The 22,008-nt window shown below is 66.0% G+C and carries 17 protein-coding genes; 6 read left to right on the forward strand and 11 right to left on the reverse strand.

The features are described from left to right. Positions 1-127: 127 nt before the first annotated feature. Positions 128-1,597 carry a flavin-containing monooxygenase gene (locus LMJ29_RS01690; protein WP_229603387.1) on the reverse strand — a complete coding sequence of 490 codons (1,470 nt, stop codon included), beginning with the start codon at positions 1,595-1,597 and terminating at the stop codon, positions 128-130. 266 nt (positions 1,598-1,863) lie between these two features. Here LMJ29_RS01690 and LMJ29_RS01695 point away from each other — a divergent pair, with 266 nt between their 5' ends. Further along, positions 1,864-2,457 carry a cell wall hydrolase gene (locus LMJ29_RS01695; RefSeq protein ID WP_229603389.1) on the forward strand — a complete coding sequence of 198 codons (594 nt, stop codon included), beginning with the start codon at positions 1,864-1,866 and terminating at the stop codon, positions 2,455-2,457. 147 nt (positions 2,458-2,604) lie between these two features. On the opposite strand, the gene LMJ29_RS01700 is transcribed toward LMJ29_RS01695, so the two are convergent. Together LMJ29_RS01700 and LMJ29_RS01705 are read right to left on the reverse strand one after the other, a co-directional pair. Further along, a complete protein-coding gene (locus LMJ29_RS01700; protein ID WP_229603392.1) occupies positions 2,605-4,353 on the reverse strand; it encodes an FAD-binding protein in 1,749 nt (582 codons plus the stop codon). Between the two features lie 329 nt (positions 4,354-4,682). Continuing rightward, entirely contained in the window at positions 4,683-5,924 is a 1,242-nt protein-coding gene (locus tag LMJ29_RS01705; protein WP_229603394.1) for an NADH:flavin oxidoreductase, read from the reverse strand. A 544-nt stretch (positions 5,925-6,468) separates the two neighbouring features. Between LMJ29_RS01705 and LMJ29_RS01710 the strand changes: the two genes are divergently transcribed. From LMJ29_RS01710 to LMJ29_RS01720, 3 genes are all read left to right on the forward strand, one after another. After that, positions 6,469-8,235, forward strand: coding sequence for an FAD-dependent oxidoreductase (locus LMJ29_RS01710; RefSeq protein ID WP_229603396.1), 1,767 nt, complete (start codon positions 6,469-6,471; stop codon positions 8,233-8,235). A 315-nt stretch (positions 8,236-8,550) separates the two neighbouring features. Further along, positions 8,551-9,429 (forward strand): SDR family NAD(P)-dependent oxidoreductase, encoded by an 879-nt coding sequence (locus LMJ29_RS01715; RefSeq protein WP_229603398.1) that lies wholly within the window; start codon positions 8,551-8,553, stop codon positions 9,427-9,429. A 200-nt stretch (positions 9,430-9,629) separates the two neighbouring features. After that, positions 9,630-10,349: an EthD domain-containing protein gene (locus tag LMJ29_RS01720; RefSeq protein WP_229603401.1), complete on the forward strand. Its 720-nt coding sequence runs from the start codon at positions 9,630-9,632 to the stop codon at positions 10,347-10,349. Positions 10,350-10,507: 158 nt separating this feature from the next. Here the strand turns inward: LMJ29_RS01720 and LMJ29_RS01725 are convergent, their stop codons facing one another. Next, positions 10,508-10,795: a hypothetical protein gene (locus LMJ29_RS01725; RefSeq protein WP_229603404.1), complete on the reverse strand. Its 288-nt coding sequence runs from the start codon at positions 10,793-10,795 to the stop codon at positions 10,508-10,510. 655 nt (positions 10,796-11,450) lie between these two features. Here LMJ29_RS01725 and LMJ29_RS01730 point away from each other — a divergent pair. Continuing rightward, complete coding sequence (locus tag LMJ29_RS01730; RefSeq protein ID WP_229603407.1) at positions 11,451-12,563, forward strand: competence protein CoiA; 1,113 nt, start codon at positions 11,451-11,453, stop codon at positions 12,561-12,563. 255 nt (positions 12,564-12,818) lie between these two features. Here LMJ29_RS01730 and LMJ29_RS01735 read toward each other — a convergent pair whose 3' ends face one another. Next, positions 12,819-14,060 carry a DUF4238 domain-containing protein gene (locus LMJ29_RS01735; RefSeq protein ID WP_229603410.1) on the reverse strand — a complete coding sequence of 414 codons (1,242 nt, stop codon included), beginning with the start codon at positions 14,058-14,060 and terminating at the stop codon, positions 12,819-12,821. Positions 14,061-14,793: 733 nt separating this feature from the next. On the opposite strand from LMJ29_RS01735, the gene LMJ29_RS01740 reads away from it, so the two are divergent. Next, positions 14,794-15,552: a glucose 1-dehydrogenase gene (locus tag LMJ29_RS01740; RefSeq protein WP_229603413.1), complete on the forward strand. Its 759-nt coding sequence runs from the start codon at positions 14,794-14,796 to the stop codon at positions 15,550-15,552. Between the two features lie 165 nt (positions 15,553-15,717). Here the strand turns inward: LMJ29_RS01740 and LMJ29_RS01745 are convergent, their stop codons facing one another. From LMJ29_RS01745 to cysD, 6 genes are all read right to left on the reverse strand, one after another. Next, positions 15,718-16,881, reverse strand: coding sequence for a helix-turn-helix transcriptional regulator (locus LMJ29_RS01745; protein WP_229603415.1), 1,164 nt, complete (start codon positions 16,879-16,881; stop codon positions 15,718-15,720). Between the two features lie 247 nt (positions 16,882-17,128). Further along, positions 17,129-17,584 carry a nuclear transport factor 2 family protein gene (locus LMJ29_RS01750; protein ID WP_229603417.1) on the reverse strand — a complete coding sequence of 152 codons (456 nt, stop codon included), beginning with the start codon at positions 17,582-17,584 and terminating at the stop codon, positions 17,129-17,131. 78 nt (positions 17,585-17,662) lie between these two features. Next, the gene (locus tag LMJ29_RS01755) at positions 17,663-18,454 is read right to left on the reverse strand and encodes an SDR family oxidoreductase (RefSeq protein ID WP_229603419.1); all 792 of its coding nucleotides are present in this window, start codon (positions 18,452-18,454) and stop codon (positions 17,663-17,665) included. A 41-nt stretch (positions 18,455-18,495) separates the two neighbouring features. Further along, entirely contained in the window at positions 18,496-18,963 is a 468-nt protein-coding gene (locus LMJ29_RS01760; protein ID WP_229603421.1) for an SRPBCC domain-containing protein, read from the reverse strand. A 259-nt stretch (positions 18,964-19,222) separates the two neighbouring features. Further along, positions 19,223-21,100, reverse strand: a complete 1,878-nt coding sequence (cysN, locus tag LMJ29_RS01765) for a sulfate adenylyltransferase subunit CysN (RefSeq protein ID WP_229603423.1) — start codon at positions 21,098-21,100, stop codon at positions 19,223-19,225. Beyond that, the gene (gene cysD, locus LMJ29_RS01770) at positions 21,100-21,996 is read right to left on the reverse strand and encodes a sulfate adenylyltransferase subunit CysD (RefSeq protein ID WP_229603425.1); all 897 of its coding nucleotides are present in this window, start codon (positions 21,994-21,996) and stop codon (positions 21,100-21,102) included. Before cysD ends, cysN begins: the two co-directional genes overlap by 1 nt. Positions 21,997-22,008: the final 12 nt, after the last annotated feature.

Here is a 22,008-nt window from a genome sequence, read left to right on the forward strand (position 1 = left end):
CTGTCGCCCAGCTCATTACTACCTCTCGAGTTCACGCGACTTATGTATAACGCCGAGCGCCGAGCGTGGGAGCGATCACAAACACAACGGGCGTCCCACCCAGCCAGCGGGATGCCCGTTGTTCGCTTCAGCGCAGAACGAAGGCCTCCAGCTTCGGCCCCGCCATCTCATCCTTGAACCGCTGCTGCGACCACGGCCAGGTGTTGGGGATGCCCTCGGCGTCCAGGTACCAGCTGTTGCAGCCGGAGCCGAACACAGTCTTGCGGGCGGCTTCCTTGCGGGCCATGTCGTAGGCGTCCAGCGCGGGCTGCGCGGCGCTTACCTCACTGCACTGGCCGCTGCGCACCAGCTCGATCAGCTGGGCGATGTAACCCCATTGCAGCTCGGCGATGTCGATCAGCGAGAAGTTGCCGACCGGGCCGGTGGGGCCGTTGAGCATGAAGAAGTTGGGGAACTCGGGAATCGAGATCGCCATGTAGGCGGTCGGGCCCTTGGCCCAGGCTTGCTCCAGGGTGTGGCCGTCGCGGCCGGTCACCCGCATCGGGCGCATGAACTGGTCGGCCTTGTAGCCGGTGGCCAGCACCAGCACGTCCAGTTCGTGCAGCTGGCCGTCGCGGGTGCGCACGCCGCCGGCCTCGACGCACTCGATGCCGTCGGTGACCAGCTCGGCGTTCGGATGCTGGATCGCCTGGTAGTAGTCGGGCGAGTAGATCAGCCGCTTGCAGGCCGCGCGGTAGGTGGGGCGCAGCTTCTCGCGCAGCACCGGGTCGCTGACGCTGTTTTCCAGGTTGTTGCGGGCGATGGCCTCGATCTCGAGGATTTCCGGCGAGTTGGCGTCGAGCACCGCGTTGGTGAAGCGCTCGACGTTGGCCAGGTAGGTTTCCTCGTTCTGCATGCGCTTGAGCAGCGCGCGGTCGGCGCGGAAGGCGGCCTTCTGTTCCTCGCTGTAGAACGGGTTCTCGACTGGGAAGATCCACTGCGCGGTGCGCTGGAAGTGCTTGAGCTTGCCGGCGCGGGAGGCCAGCGCGGAGACGATCTGCACGCCGGTGGAGCCGTTGCCGACGATGCCGATGCGCCGGCCGTCCAGCGGGATGCTGTGATCCCAGCGGGCGCTGTGCAACAGGTCGCCCTGGAAGCTGTCCAGGCCGCGCAGGTTCGGGGTGCTGGGGTGGTGCAGCACGCCGGTGGCGGCGATGACGATGTCGGCGCTGTCGGTGAGGCCGCTTTTCATCTCCAGCTGCCAGCGGCCGTCGACGAATTCGCAGCGGACGATTTCCTCGTTGAAGCGGATCATCTCGTCGACCCGGTACTTCTTCACCGTGCGCTCGAAGTACTCCTGGATCTCCGCGCCCGGCGGCAGGAAGCGGCTCCAGTCGGGGTTGGGCTCGAAGGAGTAGGTGTAGGCGTGCGAGGGGACGTCGCAGGTCAGGCCGGGATAGGTGTTCTCGCGCCAGGTGCCGCCGATGCGCGAGGCCTTCTCGTAGATGGTCACGTTGGCGAAGCCGGCCTCGCGCAGCTTGATGCCGCTGAGAATGCCGGCCATGCCGGCGCCCATCACCACCACCCGCAGATCGGGTCTTGCCGCTTGCTTGTTCATGGTCACACCGTTTTGTTATTGGGTGGAACCAATCTAGGGAGTTGTCGGCGGGCGGACATGACCGGTCCCGGCTAGTCCTGTCGGACGATAGCGGCCGCATCCCGCAGGCGCTTCGCCTCGGCATCCTTCAAGGTCGCGGTGGTGTCGTGCGGAGGTGCCGATGGCGCTCGCCGGGCTGGCCGCCTCTGGCGACTACACTCAAGTCGAGTCAGCGCTACAACGTCGCCGTTTCGTCCCTCACGCCGGTTTCCGCAGAAGGCTCGACCATGCGCTTCAAATGGGTAGCTGCCTGTTTCGCCATCACCTTCCTCGGCGTGGCGAGCGGCCAGGAGCGGGCGGAGCAGGCCGCCGAAGACAAGGCGCAGCTTCTCGAGCAGAAGGCGGTCGAGAAGGGCGACAAGGCACGCGTGCCCAAGTCCCAGGCCATCACCGCCCCCGAGGCGCAGGCGGTCGATCCCGCCGGCGCGGCGCCTCTGGACGATGCGCTCACCTGCCTGGCACGCAGCATCTACTGGGAAATCAAGGGCGGACCGGCGACCGAGATGGAAGCCGTCGCCAGCGTGGTGATGAACCGCCTGGGCCATGACGACTTTCCCGACACGGTATGCGCGGTGGTCAAGCAGGGTTCCGAAAAGCGTGCCTGCGAGTTTTCCTGGTGGTGCGACGGGCGTGCGGATCAAGTCAAGGAAGACGACCAGTACGCCCTCGCCAAGGAAATTGCCCGCAAGGCCCTCAACAAGCAGCTCCCGGACCGCACCCACGGCGCGCTGTATTTTCACGACAAGACGGTGAAGCCCGGCTGGGCCAAGAAGTACGTCAGGACGGCGGAAACCCGCAATTTCCTGTTTTATCGACCCTGAAGGGGACGGCGCCCAGGCCGCTTCGGTCGAGCCTCTCGACCGGGCGGCCGTGGAGTGCGGCGCCGCCCGGCTCGCGCATGCATTCGCGCCGCTTGCCTGGCCGTGCCTGCCGCTGCGACGAGAGCAGACGACGGCCGCCGGATCGGCTCAGGCCTGTTGCAGCTCTTCCTGCTTCTGCTGCTGTTGCGCGCGCTGGGCGGCAACGTGCGCGCCGGCGCGGCGGCCGGAGAAGATGCAGTCGGCGGCGGACAGCCCGGAGATGTACAGGTGCGAGGGCAGGCCGATGGCGGTGCGGCCGGCGGCGTACAGCCCGCCGATCGGCGTGTCGTCGCCGCGCAGCACCTGGCCGCTGTCCTCGTCGACGCGCAGGCCGCCGACGGTCATCGCCGACAGCGGGAACAGCCGGCTGCGGATCGACACGTCGATGGCGTAGAAGGGGCCCTCGGCGATGGCGTGGATGTCCTTCTGGTCCTTGCCGAAGCAGTCGGCCTGCCAGCCGGCCGCCGCCTGGTTGTAGTCGCGCACCGTTTCCTCCAGCACGCGGGGATCGAGGCCGCACTTGTGCGCCAGCTCGGCGAGGGTGCGCGCCTTGCGCGAGGCGAACAGCAGGGCGAGGATCGCCGGCTGGCGCTGGAACGGCAGCATGTCGTCCTTGCGCACCTGCTGCCAGGCCTTGCGGTACAGGGCGCGGTCGAGGATCAGCAGGCCGGTACCGTCCTGCTCGTCGCCCATCGCCTGGCCGATGGCGGCGCCGTAGAGCATCTCGTCGCAGTAGCGCTGGCCGCGCCCGTTGACCAGCATGGCCTCGGCGAAGGCCTTGGGCGGATTGAGGAAGCGCCAGCTGCTGATCCGCCCGAGCCGGTCGGCGGCGCCACCGACGCTCTGGCCGAGGCGGATGCCGCTGCCGTTGTCGCCCAGCGAGCCCAGCGGCATGGCGTCGGCATAGCCGGGCGCGTAGTGGTTGGCCATCGCGCGGTTCTGGATGAAGCCGCCGGTGCTCAGGCATACGCCATGGCGGGCGCGGATGCGCCGCTCGACGGCGTGCGCGTTCTTCAGCGCCTCGGCCTTGCGCCAGTAGCTCAGGGCGATGGCCCCGGTGATGCCGGAGCCGGGGAAGCTGGCCGGCAGCATCAGCTGGAAGCGCGCCGCCTGCTGCATCAGGTGGCTGAATTGTGCGGCCGCCGCGCCGGGGGGTATCTGCACGACCTTGACCCCAACGACGTTGTCGTCCTGATCGACGATCAACTGGCGCACCTCGGTCTGCGCCATGAAGCGCACGCCCATGCGGCTGGCCCGCTCGCGCAGCGGATCGGTCATGCGCACGCCGAAGCCGATGGGCGCGGAAGTGGGCGGCGAGTAGACCTTGTGGCCGCGCGGCGCCGGCCGGGCGACCGCCGCGGCGCGCGGCGACAGCGAGCTGTCGGAGTGGTAGAGGTGGTAGCCCTGCGGCGGATAGGAAGTCTTGCCCGCGTACAACGTGCTGTCGAAGCGCACGCCGTGGCGGATCAGCCAGTCGATCATCTGCGGACTCTGCTCGCAGAAGCGGCGCAGGGTGCTGTCCTTGACCACGCCCTGGGTCTCCAGCTGGAGGTAGCGGAACATGTCCTCCACCGAATCCTCGACGCCCGCCTCGCGCTGGATGGCGGTGCCGCCGCCGGCGTACACCACGCCGCCGTTCATGGCCGTCGAGCCGCCGCCGTCGAAGGCGTCCATCGCCAGCACCTCCAGCCCGTGCTCGGCGGCCTCCAGCGCCGCGGCGATGCCGGCGCCGCCGTAGCCGACCACCAGGAAGTCGGCGGCATCGTCCCACGGAACGCGCGTGGCGTCGGCCACCCGCTCCGGTTGGCGAACGGGGGAATACCAGTGCTGGCTACCGGGTTCATCGCGCTGGGTCACGGCGGGCATCTCCTTGAGTTGTTGTTGTTCGATCTGTAGGGCGGATTCATTCGCCATGGGCCGCAGCGCGGCCCCGGTGGTTGCCGAGGGCAGGCCGGGGGCCTGCCTGGCGAAGAAATTCGCCCCTACAGGGATTGGCCGGGCTTGGACGCCATTCATGCGCTTGCTCCGGGCCGGGTTCGCCATTGCGTCGGCGATAGGGTTGGCCGCCAGGCGGCATTTGTAGGGGCGAATTCATTCGCCATGGGCCGCAACGCGGCCCCGGAGGTTGCCAAGGGCAGGCCGGTGGCCTGCCTGGCGAATGAATTCGCCCCTACAGGGATCGGCGGTCAGGACCGGGCGGGCAGGGCGTTGAGCTGCGCGTCGCCGGGCTTGCCCAGCACGCAGCTGGTGCCGCCCGGGGTGTACATCATGGCCACGCAGCGGTTGCAGGAGGTGCAGCCGGTGGCGCCGTCGCCGCCCGCGGCCATCTTGTTAACGAACTCGGGATCGAAGATCAGCCCGCGGCCCAGGGCCACCGCCTCGAAGCCTTCGCCGAGCGCCTGCTGCACGTTGGCGGCGGTCTTCACGCCGCCAAGGTAGGCCAGCGGCATGTCGACCGCGGCGCGCACCTTGCGCGCATGTTCGAGCAGGTACAGTTCGCGGAACTCCACCTTGGGTTCGGTGAACTGCTGGATGGTCATCGCCGCGCGGACGATGGGGTTGCTGACGCTGACGCGGTTTTCCTTGGGGAAGGACGAGCCGAACAGGGTGGTGGTGGACTCGACGTTCATCCCCGCGCTCAGCACCAGCAGGTGGGCGCCTTCGCGCTCGAGGATGCGCGCCACTCCGGCGCCGTCCTCGGCGGTGTGGCCGCCCTTGGCGCCTTCGGTGACGCTGTACTTGCAGATCACCGCCAGGTCGCGGCCCACCGCCTCCAGCACGCGGCGCAGCACCAGGCTGGGGAAGCGCAGGCGGTTGACCAGGTTGCCGCCCCAGGCATCGCGGCGCTGGTTGTACAGCGGCGAGATGAACTGGCTGAGCAGGTAGCCGTGGCCCATGTGGATCTCCACCGCGTCGAAGCCGGCCTCGCGTGCCAGCAGGGCGGCCTGGACGAACTCCTCGGCGACGCGGTGCATGTCGGCCTCGCTCATCGCTCCCTTGAGGAAGCGCCCGCTGAGCACGCCGACCTTGTTGAAGCCGCCGCTGGCCGACAGCGGCCGGCCGGTGGACAGCTCCTCGAGGAAGGTGAAGCAGCCGCCATGGGTGATCTGCGCCGAAGCCGCGCCGCCGTGGCGATGCACGGCATCGGTCAGCACGCGCAGATGGGGCACGGCGTCGCGGTCGAGGGTGATCTGGTCGGGGAAGGTGCGGCCGTCGCGGCTCACTGCGCAGTAGGCGACCGTGGTCAGCGCGGTACCGCCGGCGGCCATCGCCTCGTGGAAGCGCACCAGCTGCTTCGACGGCGTGCCGCCGCGGGCCATGCCCTCGTTGGTGGCGGACTTGATGAAGCGGTTCTTCAGCGTCAGCGGGCCGATCTTCAGCGGGCTGAACGGGGAGGGCGAGGCGGGCAGGATCTTGTTGTTATGCATGCTGAATCCCAGCGAATCGACTGCGGATGGGAAGCCTGGCGGGGCCTGGACTGGAGGAACCTGGAGGAGCGCAGTGGCGGCCGTATTGCTTCCGGTGGCCGGGCCCGCACGGGAGCCCGGTGGCTGTGCGCCCACCATAGCAGCGTGCGCGGTGGCGACCTCGTCCGAAGGGACTAATTTCCGACCAATATCCTCTGGCGGCACCGGGAGCCGGCAGGTGCGGGATAAAAAAGCGCGGCACCCCTTACGAGGATGCCGCGCAAAGACGCTCAAGCGGATCTACTCAACCTGTCGCGCCTGGAGAAGTGTTTCGCCCATTGCCCGAAGGCGCTGGCCGTGCTGGCCACTATGTGAAGAAGCCGGAGAGCGGACATCGTCCGCCGAGACTAAGCGCGAGATCGCCGCTTGTTTGCCGAGATTGCCGCGTTTTTTGGATTAGTCCCAACGGACGATGTGACCGCCCAGCCACGCCTCAAGAATCCGGCTGACTGCTTGTCGGGAACCGCTTCCCGCAGCCCATACAAAAAGAACTAGGAGCAAGGCGATGAGCGAAGGCAATGGCGCCTGGGACCACAGCTGCGACGTGCTGGTGGTCGGCAGCGGCGCCGGGGCGATGACCGCGGCGTTGCGCGCCCACGACCTCGGCCTGCAGGTCCTGCTGGTCGAGAAGAGCGACCGCTACGGCGGTACCTCGGCGATCTCCGGCGGCGGCATCTGGATCCCCGACAACCATCGCATCGCCGCGCTGGGTGGGCGGGACTCGCCGCAGGAAGCCATCCACTACATCAAGACGGTGACCCGCGGCCTGGTCGACGACGCGCGCATCGAGGCCTACGTCGCCAACGCCCGCAAGATGGTCGAGTACCTCGACCGGCAGACCCGCGTGCACTTCGAGGCGCAGCCCGAGTACGCCGACTACTACCCGGAGGTCGAGGGCGGCAAGAGCGGCTATCGCTCGATGGACCCGCTGCCCTTCGACGCCCGCGACCTGGGCGACGATTTCGAACTGCTGCGCGCGCCCTCGGGCAACACCCTGATGCTGGGCCGGATGAGCATGACCATGAAGGAAGCGCGGGTGATGATCTGCCGCGCGCCGGGCTGGATGCGCGCCACCCTCAAGGTGATGTGGCGCTATTGGAGCGACATCCCCGGCCGCCTGCGCTCGCGGCGCGACCGCTACCTCACCCTCGGCAATTCGCTGGTCGCCGCGCTGCGCTGCTCGCTGCGCGACCGCCAGGTGCCGCTGTGGCTGGAAAGCCCGCTGCGCTCGCTGATCGCCGAGAACGGCCGGGTGATCGGCGCGACCATCCTGCGCGACGGGCGCCCGCTGCGCATCCAGGCGCGTCGCGGGGTGGTCCTCGGCGCCGGCGGTTTCGAGCGCAACCAGGCCATGCGCGACCAGTACCACCCGCAGCCGTCGCAGGCCGAGTGGAGCGCCACGCCGCCCAACAACACCGGCGATGCAATCCGCGCCGGCCAGACGCTCGGCGCCGCCACCACGCTGATGGATCACAGCTGGTGGGCACCGACCGTGCACGTCGAGGGCGAGGAAAAGCCGCGCGCGCTGTTCGTCGAGCGCGCGCTGCCGGGCTGCATCCTGGTCGACTCGGCGGGCGGCCGCTTCGTCAACGAGGCCGCGCCCTACACCGACATCGTCTACGCGATGTACGCCAACCACAGCGCGCAGAAGAGCAGCATCCCGTGCTGGCTGGTGTTCGACGCCGACTACCGCCACAAGTACCCCTGCGGCCCGCTGCTGCCCGGCTACGCCCAGCCGGACCGGCAACTGTCCGAGCAGGTGCGCCGCGGCGTCCACAAGGCCGACACCCTGGCCGAGCTGGCGCGCGAGATCGGCGTCGATGCCCAGGGGCTGGTCGAGACCGTCGCTCGCTTCAACACCATGGCCGAGGCGGGCCGCGACAGCGACTTCGGCAAGGGCGACTCGGTGTTCGACCGCTACTACGGCGACCCCGGCGTCACTCCCAATCCCTGCCTCGCGCCGCTCAAGCGCGCGCCTTTCTATGCGCTGCGCATCGACGCCGGCGACATCGGCACCAAGGGCGGCCTGCTGACCGACGCGCATGCCCGCGTGCTGGGCGAAAACGGCCAGCCGATCGGCGGGCTGTACGCCATCGGCAACACCGCCGCCTCGATGATGGGCGCGACCTATCCCGGCGCCGGCTCGACCATCGGCCCGGCGATGACCTTCGGCTACCTGGCGGCCAACCATCTCGGCGGCTGCGCCGCTGCGAAGGCGGACGCCGACGCGGGGCAATCCCATGAAAAGCCTTCGAGCCTGGCCAATCTGTAGGGGCGAATTCATTCGCCAGGCAGGCCACCGGCCTGCTCCCGGCAAATCCGGGGCCGCGTCGCGGCCCATGGCGAATGAATTCGCCTCTACCAACCGGGCCCGCAGCCCGGCTATCCGGCAGCGGACGTCGGCCCGGGAGAAACGCATGAATCGCGACCGAGCCTGGCCAATCCCTGTAGGGGCGAATTCATTCGCCAGGCAGGCCAGCGGCCTGCCCCTGGCAACCCCGGGGCCGCGTTGCGGCCCATGGCGAATGAATTCGCCCCTGCAAACCGGGTCCGCAGGCCCAACCATCATCACCGCAAGGAGTCAGACATGAGTTCCGAGAATCGCCAGGTCGCCGTGGTCACCGGCGCCAGCCGTGGTGTCGGCAAGGGCGTCGCGCTGGCGCTGGGCGCCGCCGGCATGGTCGTCTACGTCACCGGCCGCTCGACCACGACCAGCGGCTCGCAGCTGCGCGGCCAGGTGCTGCCCGGCTCGATCCAGGAAACCGCCGAGGCAGTGACCCGCGCCGGCGGGCTGGGCATCGCCGTGGCCTGCGACCACGGCGACGATGCGCAGGTGAAGGCGCTGTTCGAGCAGGTCGGCCGCGAGCAGGGCCGCCTGGACCTGTTGGTCAACAACGCCACCTTCCTGCACGAGAACCTGATCGATCCCGGTCCCTTCTGGGAAAAGCCGCTGGAGCTGGTCGGCATCCTCGACGTCGGCCTGCGTTCGTCCTACGTCGCCAGCTACTACGCCGCGCCGCTGCTGGTGGGCGGCGGCCACGGCCTGATCGCCTTCGTCTCGTCCTACGGGGCGAGCTGCTACATGCACGGCCCGGCCTACGGGGCGCAGAAGATCGGCTGCGACAAGCTGGCCGCCGACATGGCCGTGGACCTGGAAAATACCGGAGTTGCCGCGGTGTCGCTGTGGCTCGGCCCGCAGCGCACCGAACGCACCGCCATCGCCGGTGAGGAGCGCGCGGACCAGTACGAGGCGTTCCTCGCCCAGGCGGAAACCCCCGAGTTCAACGGCCGGGTGATCCACGCGCTGCTCAACGACCCGGCGCTGGCCAGCCTCAGCGGCCAGACCCTGGTGACCGCCGAACTGGCCGCGGGTTACGGCATTAGCGAGGAGGGCGGCCGCATGCCGCCGTCCTACCGCGAACAGCTGGGCGAACCGCGCGTGCCGCATCCGGCGCGGGTGATCTGAAAGGCAAGTTTCGGCTCTGTAGGGGCGAATTCATTCGCCTTGGCGGGATATCCGGGCGAATGAATTCGCCCCTACAACGAATCGACCAGGCTCTGACGTCACCCATGTTTTGCCTCGGGTGAGTTGACCAGCCGTTATCAAACCTCCGCACCATCGGTCGGTGCGGACGTTTTCCACCCCCCATCAAAGGCAGCGCTTCCATGGAAAAAGTCGTCTACGTCGTCTGGCGCGAACGCCAGACCAACCCCGAAGAATTCGCCAACCGCCTGCGCGGCGAGGTTGCCGAACAGTTGCTGGCGCTCGGCGCCCGCGGCGTGCAGGTGAACGTCGCCGACGCCGCCGTCGAACCCGCCGCCGGCCTGCGCCAGGCCAACCTGCAGCCGCTGATGGACGGCACCGTGTCGGTGTGGCTCGACAGCGCCATCGCCCAGTTCCGCCGCCCGTTCGACGAGGCCATCGGCAAGGCGGTCGAGCGTCTGGCCGCCTACCTGGTCACCGAGTCGGTGCCGATCCGCAACACCCGCTACCCGGCCGCACCGGGCGAGCGCACCCACGGCTTCTCCCAGCTGGCCTTCCTCAGCCGCCCACCGCGCCTCACCCACGAGGCCTGGCTGGACGTCTGGCACAACCGCCACACCCAGGTGGCCATCGACACCCAGGACAACTTCCAGTACGTGCAGAACGTGGTGGTGCGCCCGCTGACCCGCGGCGCGCCGGCGTTCGACGCCATCGTCGAGGAGTGCTTCCCGCCGGCGGCGATGACCGACCCGCAGAGCTTCTTCGACGCACCGGGCGACGAGGAGAAGTTCCGCCGCAACCTGGCGGCGATGATGGAAAGCTGCGGCCGCTTCATCGACTTCGACAAGATCGACGTGCTGCCGACCAGCCAGTACCTGATCGCCAAGCCCGCGGCCGTCTGACCGCGGCGTGTAAAGGCGAGCGTGAACCGGAGTTCGCCATGAGCGGACTCCGGGGGGGCTCGCAGGAAAGCTCGACCCGCTGCCCGCACCGGGGCAGCGGGCGAGTGCCTCAGCCAGGCGCCCGCACGCAACGACGTTGAACAGGCGCGATGCCCGCTTCAGCCATGCGCCTGTACCACGCCTTCGGTGATCTCGGGCTTGCCGAGTGCCTGCGCCCCCAGCTGCTCCGCCACGAACCCGGCGGCGACGCGCACCGACTCCTCGGCCCCGGCCTTGTCCTGGAACACGCTGAACGACGCCCCGGTGCCATTGCCGTTATTCAGCCAGTAATAGGCGACAAACCCCGGAACTTTCTTGATGAGCGGCACGAAGGCCTCTTGGATCTTGCGGTCCAGATCCTCGTTGAGACCTTGATCGAACTGGTACTTGCGAATCACTGCGTACATGGCTGCCTCCCATCTGTAAGGCAGATCGCGACGCCAATCTCAGACCGTGGCCTGACAGCCGGTCGGCGCCACTGGGTCTATGGGCTGTCCCTGATCCGGCTCTGCTGCGCCCATCCGGGTGGCAGTACCCAACCGCTCGCGATCAGCCAGCGGCAGGTCATCCACTAGCATAGCCACTGGTTTTCTGCTGGCCGGGTACTGCTCACCAGATGAAATTGGGCGAGGTCGCCGAGCAGTTGCTCGCGCTGGGCGACCGCGGCGTGTAGGTGAACGTCGCCGACACCGCCGTCGACCTGCCGCCGGCCTGCGCCAGGCCAACCTTCAGCCGCTGATGGACGGGGCGGTTCAGCCCGTCAGATGGGGAAATCGGATGCGAAAGCGGCCTACCCAACCGCTGAATCGTGAGCTGGATGACTGCTTTCTGGCAATTGTGGACGTCCAGCTAGCGTCTGCTTAAAACCTAGCCAGCTGCTACGGAGTTTATGAAATAAAGGTAAATGGCTGAGCTGTGAAGAGCTCAAATCATACAGAGCCTAGCCGTGTGCTTGCTATTCATCTGCATAACAGGATATTCAGTCCCTTCTAGGCGGGCTGGAAGATCGGCCTCGCCTTTGAGAGGTTAGCCACTTTGCTGGTATTGCCAAGGGATGGTCGTATGCAGGATGTAAGGATTCCATTCGGTGAACGTGACGGCACGCTCTTCCGGGCCTTTGAAGTCGAGAATGGCCTTGCTTGTGGCTGCATCTGCCCGGGCTGTCGCAAGCCGCTGAATGCTGCGAATGGTGGCCAGAAAGTCATCCCGCACTTTCGTCACGTCCAATCTGAAGACTGTGTCCGCGGCTACAAGGAGGGTGTGCGCCGGGCGGCAGTAGCTCTGATAGCAGCACGGCGAGGTCTAACCCTTCCTGCATTCTCTCGCCAAGTCAGCGCCACCGCGGTTTCCGGACACTCCCTGTTTCGCGATGTGTCCTTCCAGGCGGCGCCTGTTATCGGTGACTCGGTGAAGCGATTCGTAGATCTTGGCGATGTGGTCGCACATGCAGTTGTCACGGCCTCTAATCGCCAGCTGCTTGTTCGAATCAAAGTCTTCTCCCGAGCAGAGCATGAACGATATCAGAGACTCCTCCGCATTGAAGCTTCGTCAGTTGAGATTGACCTCAGCGGGCTTACCTTTGATCAGATCAACGTCCCGGCAGCTTTTGAACGAGCGGTTCTTTCCGATCCCAATACCAGGTCATGGATTCGCTCACTGCGGGGGGAAATGCTGATTAAGCGCGCTGTCGATGAGCTAGGGGCTGAAGTTATCGTCTACAACGCCCAGTGGGAGCAGGAGCGTACTCGTCTGCAGGCGATAGAGGATGAGAGACGAGTTGAGCAAGAGGCAAAGGCTGCCGAACATGCTGCTGCACTCGCAGCGCATAGGCAGACCCAGTTAGAGGCTGCTGAGGCACAGCGTGCTAATGGGATCCCTGTGAAGGAGGAGCGCGGCGCTCGGGAGCGTCGAGAGGAATTAATCGTCAACCAGACACTTCGAGCAGCCCGAGACTGGGGTGGCCAGGCAGTCGAGTGCTCCGCCTGCTGTCTACTTAATCCACCGGGCAGTGAGTTCTGTCTCTTCTGCACCAGTGAGGCAAGCACGATGACCCGCATCCTGGTGCCGGCCGATATTGCTGCCACCATCCACCTTCGAATGCGCAGCTCGGCCAAGCCGGATCGTTCTCTACGAATGGCATCGACTCTATTAGTTCAACCCGATCCCTTCACCTGAAGCTCAGTTTGTAGCGAGATTTTGATCGTTCCTACGCTCCGCGTGGAAATTCGGTCAGTGACGCTCTGCGTCACTGAGGCGGGCACGGAGCGGCCAGTGAGAAGCTCCCACGCAGAGAGTGGGAGCGATCACGAAAAGGCGCCTTGGGAGCAGGGTCGCTTTTCGTTGGATTCGTTCGACGACTTCACCTAGAAGCCTCCCGGCGCAGCAGCAAATCCGACGCGCCTCCCTCTTTGCTCTGGGGTATCCCCGCCGCTATCGGGGCTTGCGTCGTTTTCTGTGCTTGGCTTCCAAACCGAGATGATAGGCGTGGTATTCCGGTGAGTCCTCGGCATTGGAAAGACCATTAAACTCGAACGATCTCCCTCGTCGCATTGGCCCAAATCGCCGAGCATATTCACCCTGAAACGCTAAGAAGCTGTCCCAGTCCTCCCGGCTCGGCGCATTCCCGCTGTACCCGCTTTGCCCAGGTCGCCGGCCGTACTCATCCATTGCCTCCGCTCGACCATCCTTGTACCCGATCAGGATTTCAGTGGAATACGAGAGGGAACGGGGGTCCGGCATCAACAGGTAGCTGTCGCCGAAATCGGACCAGAGCTTAGGTGCCACGCTTGCCTCGGGATAGAGCCATTCTTTGCGCCTGGCAGCTATGTACCGGTTAGCCCTCATCTTGGTGATGTAGTTGAGCTGTAGGACCTCCTGCTCAGTCAGTTCACGATGGGTCTGGATGTCAGTGAAATTGAACATGGCGCCCCGGAATAGCTTAGGGTTGGGGCGATTATTCATCGGATTGCCGTACGGATGCCTTACCCAGGAGAGATTCGTGAGGATCAGAACGCGCTCTTCCGACAACGGGAAGTAGGTATGAGTACCGTTGGCCCAGATCTCTGGATCACCCGCTGTTCTAGCGACGACGGAAAGCGGAAAGCACCCTTTGTTGTAGACGGTTACAGGGTGGTCGGACAGGATGAGCTTCGTATCCGTTTTCTTACAATCTGCCAGCTGCCATACACATTCTGTCCACAGTGCGCAGAATATATTCCGCAGCCGCTGCAAGTCGAACAGCAGCTCATTCTTGCGTGAACCGGTCCTACGGGCTAGATGCGCCAACCCCTTAGGCGTGCGGAGCTTCTGCGTGCTCATGTAGAGCATCAGATTGTGAAAGGCCTCAGGCTCAACATCAGGGTGTTCAAAGGTGGCGAAGTACTCGACTGCGGCCTTTCCCTGTACATCGATATTTCCGAAGAATTTCTCCTCGATCTCGGTCGACTCGAAATCGCCAAATTTCGTCGTGTAGAGGTCCGTCTCTACGAAGCAGCTATCAGGCCCCCAGCGCAGCATGTGTTTTCGCTGATAGCAAGTACCATTGGCTGCAACCACGGTTTTCGGCTTCAAATCCAGGTAAAAGAATTTCTTCTCACCGCTCCCTGAGGGGAGGAAACGCTTCTGGTACCACTCCGGCACGTAGTGGTTACGACGATATTCGTGAGACGCCATGATAATACTGGCCTACCCTGTCGATGGACTTGCGGGGGGACTAGGCCATTGCCAGTCCAGTATCGGAACTTTGCCTAAAATTTGGCGACATCAGGATAGAGCAGAAATAGATGGCCGGAATAGTCGTTGTCGCCGTCCGAAAAGCCGAGGTCCCCGTAGTCAATCGCGTGACTTGCAATGTGAATCGCCCCGGCTTTCCTAGACACTCGATGACCGCTATTGGCCGATAGTGTCCATCCATTGTCCATCTGACCTATACCCTATCCGGACAGTCGGCAAACCCGCTTCCGAGCGTCTGGATAGGATTCTCTCCGAGATTGTTCGACAGCTGTTCAGCAGCGCCATAGGCCTCATCCCGACACAGTTCAGCCTCGACGAACCGTGCACACGAAGCGGGAGTACCCAGCTCCCAGGATGACTTCCAGGGGACCCGTGCGGTCGCGCGTCCAGGCGTAGGTAAGCGCCTCGCCGGGTCTCCAGCCTCACCTGCCCGAGCGTTCCTGCGCAGCGGCAGTGCGAAAGAAAGCGGCGTCGCCACCGGCTCGCCAGAACCTCACTCCGGGCCATGGCACTGCCTCCCGTAGCGAAACATCCCCCAAGCGGACCATGCAAAATCCGCAGACCCAACAGGATTAGTCTCCTGAGACGATGTAGCCCCTCCAACCCGTTGCAAGAATCGGCTCCAGTCGATAGCGGGCTCGATCCGCGCTGATCCAGCAACGGGAGAACAACAATGAAACGAGTCGAAGGCAAAGTGTGCATCGTGACCGGCGCCGCCAGTGGCATCGGTCTGGAGGACGCCAAACTGCTGGTCCGTGAAGGTGCCAAGGTGGTGCTGACCGACCTCAACGAGGAGGCGGGCCTCAAGGCGGCTGCCGAACTCGGCGGCGATGCCCTGTTCGTGCGCCACGACATCGCCAGCGAAGCCGACTGGAAGCGGGTGATCGACACCACCCTGGAAACCTTCGGTCGTCTCGACGTGCTGGTCAACAACGCCGCCATCCTCGCCGTCGGCACCATCGAGGACACCTCGCTGGAGCTGTGGCGCAAGGTGCAGAGCATCAACAGCGACGGCTACTTCCTCGGCTGCAAGTACGCGGTACTGGCGATGAAGGAAACCGGCGGCGGCTCGATCGTCAACATCTCCTCGCTGGCGGCACTGGGCGGCATGCCGGCGTTCTGCGCCTACTCGGCGTCCAAGGGCGCGGTGGCGGCGATGACCCGTTCGATCGCCATGCACTGCAAGCAGCAGGGCTACCGCATCCGCTGCAACAGCGTGCATCCGGACGGCGTCAACACGCCGATGACCAGCGCCCTGGCCGGCGGCCGGCCGATTGCCCAGGAGGAGCTGGAAAAGGATCCGAAGAACCGCATGTGCGCCCCGGCGGACATCGCCAACGTGGTGCTGTTCCTGGCCTCGGACGAGTCGCGCTTCATCAACGGCGCGGAGATCCGCGTCGACAACGCCCAGCTGATCGGCGGTGCTGCCTGATTTGGCGCAGCGGGCGGAAATCGCCCGCGTGAAGAACTTCGTGTGCTGACAGACCTATCCCTCTGTCACCCTTTCCCCGGCCCCGAGGCCGGGTTTTTTTTGCCCATACGCCGCCAGTATCGCCAGGAGCCGGGAACGGCGTGGGGCAGGGCAGAGGGTTGGCGCTCAGGCCAGCGCGGCGACGCTGTTGAGCAGGGTCTTGACCAGTTGGGCCTGGCGGGTGGCGCCGGTCTTGGCGAACACCCCGCGCAGATGGGCGCGGATGGTGTTGCGCGAAAGGCACAGGCGCTCGGCGCTCTCGTCCAGAGTCAGGCCGTCCATCATCAGCATGGCCACCTCGGTTTCCGTGCGGGTCAGCTGGAACAGGCTGCGCAGCAGACTCCGCGAGGCCTGCGGCGAGTCGCTCGGGTCGCGGATGAACACCGCCACTGCCGGCCGCCGGGCGTTGCCCTGGCCTTCGTAGTTGAGGGCGATGGGGCGCAGCAGCAGGTTCAACGGCACTTCGCCGGTCGGGCGCGACAGGGTGAGCACCTCGACCGACTCGTCGCGGCCCTGCTGGCGATGCAGGAGCACGCTCTGCACGGCTTTCTGGAGATCCCGGTTGTCCTGGGCGGAGTAGGCGTGCAGTCGCTGCTGGCGACACTCCAGGCCATCACAGGCGGCGAACAGGCGCTGCGCCGCCTGGTTGCTGCGCATCACCTTGCCGGTTTCGTCGAGGATCGCCGTGCCCACCAGCAGGCGGTCGATGGTGGCCGCGTAGAGCAGGCGCTCGGAATCCAGCTCGTCCACCGTCGAATGCAGGTCCACCGCCTGCTGCAGGTGGGGCGTGAGCACCTCGATCAGCGCCCGCTCCGCGGCGTCGAAGTCCGCCGCCGCGTGACCGCGGCAGGCGAACAGCGCGCAGTGCATGCCGGCCTCGGTGCGCAGGTTGGCGACCAGCACGTACCGCAGATCCAGCGGTTGCAGGTAGCTGCGGTAGAAGTCGTCGGCCAGCCAGGCCTCCTGGCCCAGCACCTGGTCGGCGCTGGTTACCTGTCCCGGCGGCCAGTCGAGGAAGGGGCAGATCGAATAGTAGTGCTCGCTGTAGGACGGCTCGCCCGGCAGGTGCGGTCCGTGGACCGAGGCGTTGACGATCAGGCCGGGGCGGTCGTGGGCGGGGTTGCGCAGCACCAGGGTCGCGAAGCTGGCGCGAAAGCGCAGGCGCAGCGCTTCCAGCAGGCCGGACCAGGGCGTGGGTTCCAGCGGGCCGCGGTAGGTGAGGGCGAGCAGCTCGCTCAGTTCGCGGGCGCTGAGCCCTGCCAGTTCATGGGCATTGGACGAGTCGTGCATCCGCGCCTCGCTTGTTGTGGTTGTCGGGCTGGATGAGGCCAGTATTTGCGCCCGGCGGGGCGGGCAAATCGTCCGTTCGGCCTATGCGCGGGACTCGCATGAGCTGCAGGGGCGAATTCATTCGCCATGGGCCGCAACTCGGCCCCCAGGGGTTGCCAAGGGCAGGCCGACGGCCTGCTTGGCGAATGAATTCGCCCCTACAAGATGGCGCCGCTTGGCCTGTCAGCGCGACAGCAGGAAGTGCCGATCAGTTGATCGGCTTGGAAGTGATCCGCCACTGCGCATCCAGGGGGCCGATCATCTCCAGCAGCCGTTTGTAACCGGTGCGCAGGATGCGCCACTCGCCCTGCAGCTTGACGTAGCGGTCTTCGTAGATCGCGCTGCCGTTGAGCAGGGTCTGCTTGTCGAGGTTGATGAAGACGTCGTTGAGGTACCAGAGGCCGGTGGCTTCGTCGCCGTTGACGACGATTTCCGGGGTGTGGCCATTGTGCATGCCGAAACGGCGGTTGGTGAAGCTGGTGCGGTAGAACTCCATGGCCTGCTCCAGGCCGTTGAGTTCGAGTTGGTAGGTCGGGCTGTCGAAGCGGATCTGCACCTCGGGGGCGAGGACGCTGCGCAGCAGTTCCAGGTTGCAGGTGTCGATACCACGGAAATAGCGGGCCTTGAGCTGTTTGATCTGCTCAATGGCAACGAGATCCAGCATGTCGATGATCTCCAGAGGGAGGGCGAGGGCCATTCTGCGAGTAGCGAAAGGAGGCGACTTCCCTGTCGCCCGGGCTGGTCAGCAAGGCAGGAAGTGACCGCCGTTGACGTCCAGTTGCGCGCCGGTAATGACCTTGGCGTAGTCGCTGGCCAGGTACAGGGCGGCCATGGCGCAGTCGCCGTCTTCGGGGATCTTGCGCAGCGGAATCTGCTGGGCGATTTGGTCGACCAGCGACTCCATCGAGACGCCCAGGCGCTTGGCTTCGCTCTGGAAGTAGCCGATCACCGGCGCGCCCCACATCCAGCCCATGAAGGTGGAGTTGACGCGGATGCCGAACGGGCCGAGATCCTGGGCCAGGTACTGCACGGCGGTCTTCAGCGCGCCCTTGGAGACGGCGTAGCCGGATTCCAGCTGGTTGGGGATGCGGGTGGCCATGGTGTTGATCATCACGATGCTGCCCGAGCGCTGCTGCTTCATCTGCGGCAGCACGGCCTGGGTCATCTGCATGGTGCCGAACAGGTTGACCTCCATGGAGTTGCGCCAGTCGTCCATCGACGACGCGGAGGAGCTGCCCCAGGCACCGTGGGAGTAGGCGGAGTTGATCAGGGCGTCGATCCGCCCGAAGTGCTCGACCGTCAGGTCGGCGAGCTTCTGGCACTGCTCGACCTGGGCAATGTCGGTGGGGACCTTGAGGACCGGGGTGTCGTAGCCCGCGTCGCGGATGGCCTGCTCGGCCTGGTCCAGCTTGGCCGGGGTGCGGGCGGCCAGCACCACGGCCTTGGCCTGGTATTCGGCGGCGCGCACGGCCAGCTTGATGCCCAGGCCGGGACCGATACCGGAAATGATGACGACTTTATCCTTCAGCAACATGGCGATTACCTTCTTGTTGTTGTGGTGCGGAAATGGGCCGCTCAGGCGCGGCTGGCGTGCAGTTGTTCGGCGCGCCGTTTCAGATCCAGGGCCATCTGGTCGAAGCCTTTTTTTACCCAGGCACCGTGCTCGCGCATGATGGTGTCCTGGTTCAGGCCCAGGAAAATATCGGTGGTGAAGTAGCTGCAGCGGTTGGCGTCGATGGCGGTGATGTATTGATCGCGGCGCGCGGCATCCATGTTTTCCGGGACCGGGCGCTGCTCCCAGGACAACAGCCGCTCGGGGTCGCAGGCCACCAGATATTCGAAGACCGGAACGGTTTCGGCGCTATCGGGGACGCGTACCTGCATCAGCACCGGATCGCCGATCTGCAGGCCGCACTTGATGCTCGGACAGAAGCTGTTCCACGCGTGGTAATTGTCCAGATCGGTCAGCACCTCCCAGACCACCCGGGCGGGGGCGTCGATTTCCACGGTGATCGAGGTGACGATGTTTTCGGCCTTGGCCATGACTCGCTCCTGTAGTGCACTCAGTTGATGGGTTTGGAAGTGATTTGGAGCTGCTTGCTCAAGCACTGCTCCGGTACTCGCTGGCAGCCGCCCGGGACCGACTGGCGGCCCCAAGGCGGGTAGAGGCACCTGTAGGGGCGAATTCATTCGCCAAGCAGGCCATCGGCCTGCCCTTGGCAACGTCGGGGCCGCGTGGCGGCCCATGGCGAATGAATTCGCCCCTACAAGGTGGTGCTCCCGCCACGGCCCGCATGGACTTTCAGCGCGCCAGCAGGTACTCGACGATGCGCTCGGCGGCGGTCTCCGCCGATTCGCGGCTGGTGTCGATGCGCAGGTCCGGCGCCAGCGGCGGCTCGTAGGGCGAGTCGATGCCGGTGAAGTTCTTCAGCTCGCCGCGCCGCGCCTTTTGGTACAGGCCCTTGGGATCGCGCTGCTCGGCCAGCGCCAGCGGCGTGTCGACGAAGATCTCCAGGAAGGCGCCGTCGCCGGCCAGGCTGCGCGCCAGCTCGCGCTCGGCGCGGAACGGCGAGATGAACGACACCAGGGTGATCAGCCCGGCGTCGAGCATCAGCCGGCCCACCTCGGCCACCCGGCGGATGTTCTCCACCCGGTCGGCTTCGCTGAAGCCCAGGTCGCGGTTCAGGCCGTGGCGCACGTTGTCGCCGTCGAGCAGGTAGGTGTGGCGGCCCAGAGCGTTCAGCTTGCGTTCCACCAGGTTGGCGATGGTCGACTTGCCGGCGCCGGACAGCCCGGTGAACCACAGCATGCGCGGCGTCTGGCCCTTCAGCGCGGCGCGGGCGGCGGCGTCGACGTCGATGGCCTGCCAGTGCACGTTCTGCGCCCGGCGCAGGGCGAAGTGCAGCATGCCGGCGCCGACGGTCTGGTTGCTCAGCCGGTCGATGACGATGAAGCCGCCGGTGTCGCGGTTGTCCGCGTAGGGATCGAAGGGGATCGGCTGGTCGAGGCCGAGGTTGCACACGCCGATCTCGTTGAGCTGCAGGGTCCGGGCGGCCAGCTGTTCCAGGCTGTTGACGTCGACCTTGTGCTTGAGGGTGGCGCAGCTCATGGCCAGCGTGCGGCAGCCAATCTTCATCAGGTAGGGGCGGCCGGGCAGCATGGGTTCCTCGCCCATCCACACCAGGGTGGCCTCGAACTGGTCGGCGACCGCCGGCGGCGCGTCGGCCAGGGCGATCAGATCGCCACGGCTGATGTCGATCTCGTCTTCCAGGGTCAGGGTCACCGCCTGGCCGCAGAGCGCCTCCTGCTGCTCGCCGGCCATGCCGAGGATGCCGGCGACGCGGCTCTGCTTGCCCGAAGGCAGCACGCGGATGCTCTCGCCGACGCGCAGGCTGCCGGCGGCGACGTTGCCGGCGAAGCCGCGGAAGTCGAGGTTGGGCCGGTTCACCCACTGCACCGGCAGGCGGAAGGGCGCGCGGCTGGCGCGGCCGTCGTCCAGCGGGGCGCTTTCCAGGTGCTGCAGCAGGCTGGGGCCCTGGTACCAGGGCATGGCTTCGCTGCGCTCCAGCAGGTTGTCGCCCTTGAGCGCGGAGAGCGGGATGCAGCGGATGTCGGTCAGGCCGAGCTTGGCGGCGAAGGCACGGTACTCGGCCTCGATGTCGCGGAACACGCTTTCCGAATAGTCCATCAGGTCCATCTTGTTCACCGCCACCACGACCTGGCGGATGCCCAGCAGGGACACCAGGAAGCTGTGCCGGCGGGTCTGCGCCAGCAGGCCCTGGCGGGCGTCGATGAGGATCACCGCGAGGTCGGCGGTGGAGGCGCCGGTGACCATGTTGCGGGTGTACTGCTCGTGGCCGGGGGTGTCGGCGACGATGAACTTGCGCTTGTCGGTGGCGAAGAAACGGTAGGCGACGTCGATGGTGATGCCCTGTTCGCGCTCGGCGGCCAGGCCGTCCACCAGCAGGGCGAAATCCAGTTCGCCGCCCTGGGTGCCGAGCTTCTTCGAGTCGACTTCGAGCTGGCCGAGCTGGTCCTCGAAGAGCACCTTGGTCTCGTAGAGCAGGCGGCCGATCAGGGTGCTCTTGCCGTCGTCGACGCTGCCGCAGGTGATGAAGCGCAGCAGGTCCTTGCGCTGTTGCTGCTGCAGGTACTGGTCCAGGTTGGTCATCGCGTTCATCAGAAGTACCCCTCTTGCTTCTTCTTCTCCATGGAACCGGCGGAATCGCTGTCGATCAGCCGGCCCTGGCGCTCGGAGGTGCGGCTCACCAGCATCTCCTGGATGATGGCTTCGAGGCTGTCGGCCTCGCTGTCGATGGCGCCGGTCAGCGGGTAGCAGCCCAGGGTGCGGAAGCGCACCTTGCGCATCTCGGGCGTCTCTCCGGGCAGCAGCGGCAGGCGCTCGTCGTCGACCATGATCAGGGTGCCGTCGCGGCGCACCACCGGGCGCTCGGCGGCGAGGTAGAGGGGAACGATGGGGATGCGCTCGAGGTAGATGTATTGCCAGATGTCCAGCTCGGTCCAGTTGGACAGCGGGAACACCCGCAGGCTTTCGCCCTTGCGCTTGCGCGTGTTGTACAGGTGCCACAGCTCAGGGCGCTGCTGCTTGGGGTCCCAGCGGTGCTGCGCGGAGCGGATCGAGAACACCCGCTCCTTGGCGCGCGACTTCTCCTCGTCGCGCCGCGCGCCGCCGAACGCGGCGTCGAAGCCGTGCAGGTCCAGCGCCTGCTTGAGGCCCTGGGTCTTCCAGACGTCGGTGTGCAGGGCCGAGCCGTGCTCGAAGGGGTTGATGCCGCGCTCCACGCCTTCGGGGTTGACGTGCACCAGCAGCTCCAGGCCCAGGCGCTGCGCGGTCTGGTCGCGGAAGGCGATCATCTCGCGGAACTTCCAGGTGGTGTCGACGTGGAGCAGGGGGAAGGGCGGCTTGCCCGGGGCGAAGGCCTTCATCGCCAGGTGCAGCATCACTGCGCTGTCCTTGCCGATGGAGTAGAGCATCACCGGGTTCTCACACTCGGCGACCACTTCGCGGATGATCTGGACGCTTTCCGCTTCCAGGCGTTGCAGGTGAGTCAGCATCGCTTGTCTCCG

This window comes from Pseudomonas oryzagri (genome assembly GCF_020831405.1).
Lineage (GTDB): Bacteria > Pseudomonadota > Gammaproteobacteria > Pseudomonadales > Pseudomonadaceae > Geopseudomonas > Geopseudomonas oryzagri.

What these genes read in the sequence shown, in the direction of transcription:
- cysD (WP_229603425.1), bottom strand. Translation starts at nt 21,996, where the DNA reads ATGCTGACTCACCTGCAACGCCTGGAAGCGGAAAGCGTCCAGATCATC.
- LMJ29_RS01755 (WP_229603419.1), bottom strand. Translation starts at nt 18,454, where the DNA reads ATGTTGCTGAAGGATAAAGTCGTCATCATTTCCGGTATCGGTCCCGGC.
- LMJ29_RS01750 (WP_229603417.1), bottom strand. Translation starts at nt 17,584, where the DNA reads ATGCTGGATCTCGTTGCCATTGAGCAGATCAAACAGCTCAAGGCCCGC.
- LMJ29_RS01705 (WP_229603394.1), bottom strand. Translation starts at nt 5,924, where the DNA reads ATGCATAACAACAAGATCCTGCCCGCCTCGCCCTCCCCGTTCAGCCCG.
- LMJ29_RS01690 (WP_229603387.1), bottom strand. Translation starts at nt 1,597, where the DNA reads ATGAACAAGCAAGCGGCAAGACCCGATCTGCGGGTGGTGGTGATGGGC.
- LMJ29_RS01745 (WP_229603415.1), bottom strand. Translation starts at nt 16,881, where the DNA reads ATGCACGACTCGTCCAATGCCCATGAACTGGCAGGGCTCAGCGCCCGC.
- LMJ29_RS01740 (WP_229603413.1), top strand. Translation starts at nt 14,794, where the DNA reads ATGAAACGAGTCGAAGGCAAAGTGTGCATCGTGACCGGCGCCGCCAGT.
- LMJ29_RS01735 (WP_229603410.1), bottom strand. Translation starts at nt 14,060, where the DNA reads ATGGCGTCTCACGAATATCGTCGTAACCACTACGTGCCGGAGTGGTAC.
- LMJ29_RS01695 (WP_229603389.1), top strand. Translation starts at nt 1,864, where the DNA reads ATGCGCTTCAAATGGGTAGCTGCCTGTTTCGCCATCACCTTCCTCGGC.
- cysN (WP_229603423.1), bottom strand. Translation starts at nt 21,100, where the DNA reads ATGAACGCGATGACCAACCTGGACCAGTACCTGCAGCAGCAACAGCGC.
- LMJ29_RS01715 (WP_229603398.1), top strand. Translation starts at nt 8,551, where the DNA reads ATGAGTTCCGAGAATCGCCAGGTCGCCGTGGTCACCGGCGCCAGCCGT.
- LMJ29_RS01730 (WP_229603407.1), top strand. Translation starts at nt 11,451, where the DNA reads ATGCAGGATGTAAGGATTCCATTCGGTGAACGTGACGGCACGCTCTTC.
- LMJ29_RS01725 (WP_229603404.1), bottom strand. Translation starts at nt 10,795, where the DNA reads ATGTACGCAGTGATTCGCAAGTACCAGTTCGATCAAGGTCTCAACGAG.
- LMJ29_RS01710 (WP_229603396.1), top strand. Translation starts at nt 6,469, where the DNA reads ATGAGCGAAGGCAATGGCGCCTGGGACCACAGCTGCGACGTGCTGGTG.
- LMJ29_RS01720 (WP_229603401.1), top strand. Translation starts at nt 9,630, where the DNA reads ATGGAAAAAGTCGTCTACGTCGTCTGGCGCGAACGCCAGACCAACCCC.
- LMJ29_RS01760 (WP_229603421.1), bottom strand. Translation starts at nt 18,963, where the DNA reads ATGGCCAAGGCCGAAAACATCGTCACCTCGATCACCGTGGAAATCGAC.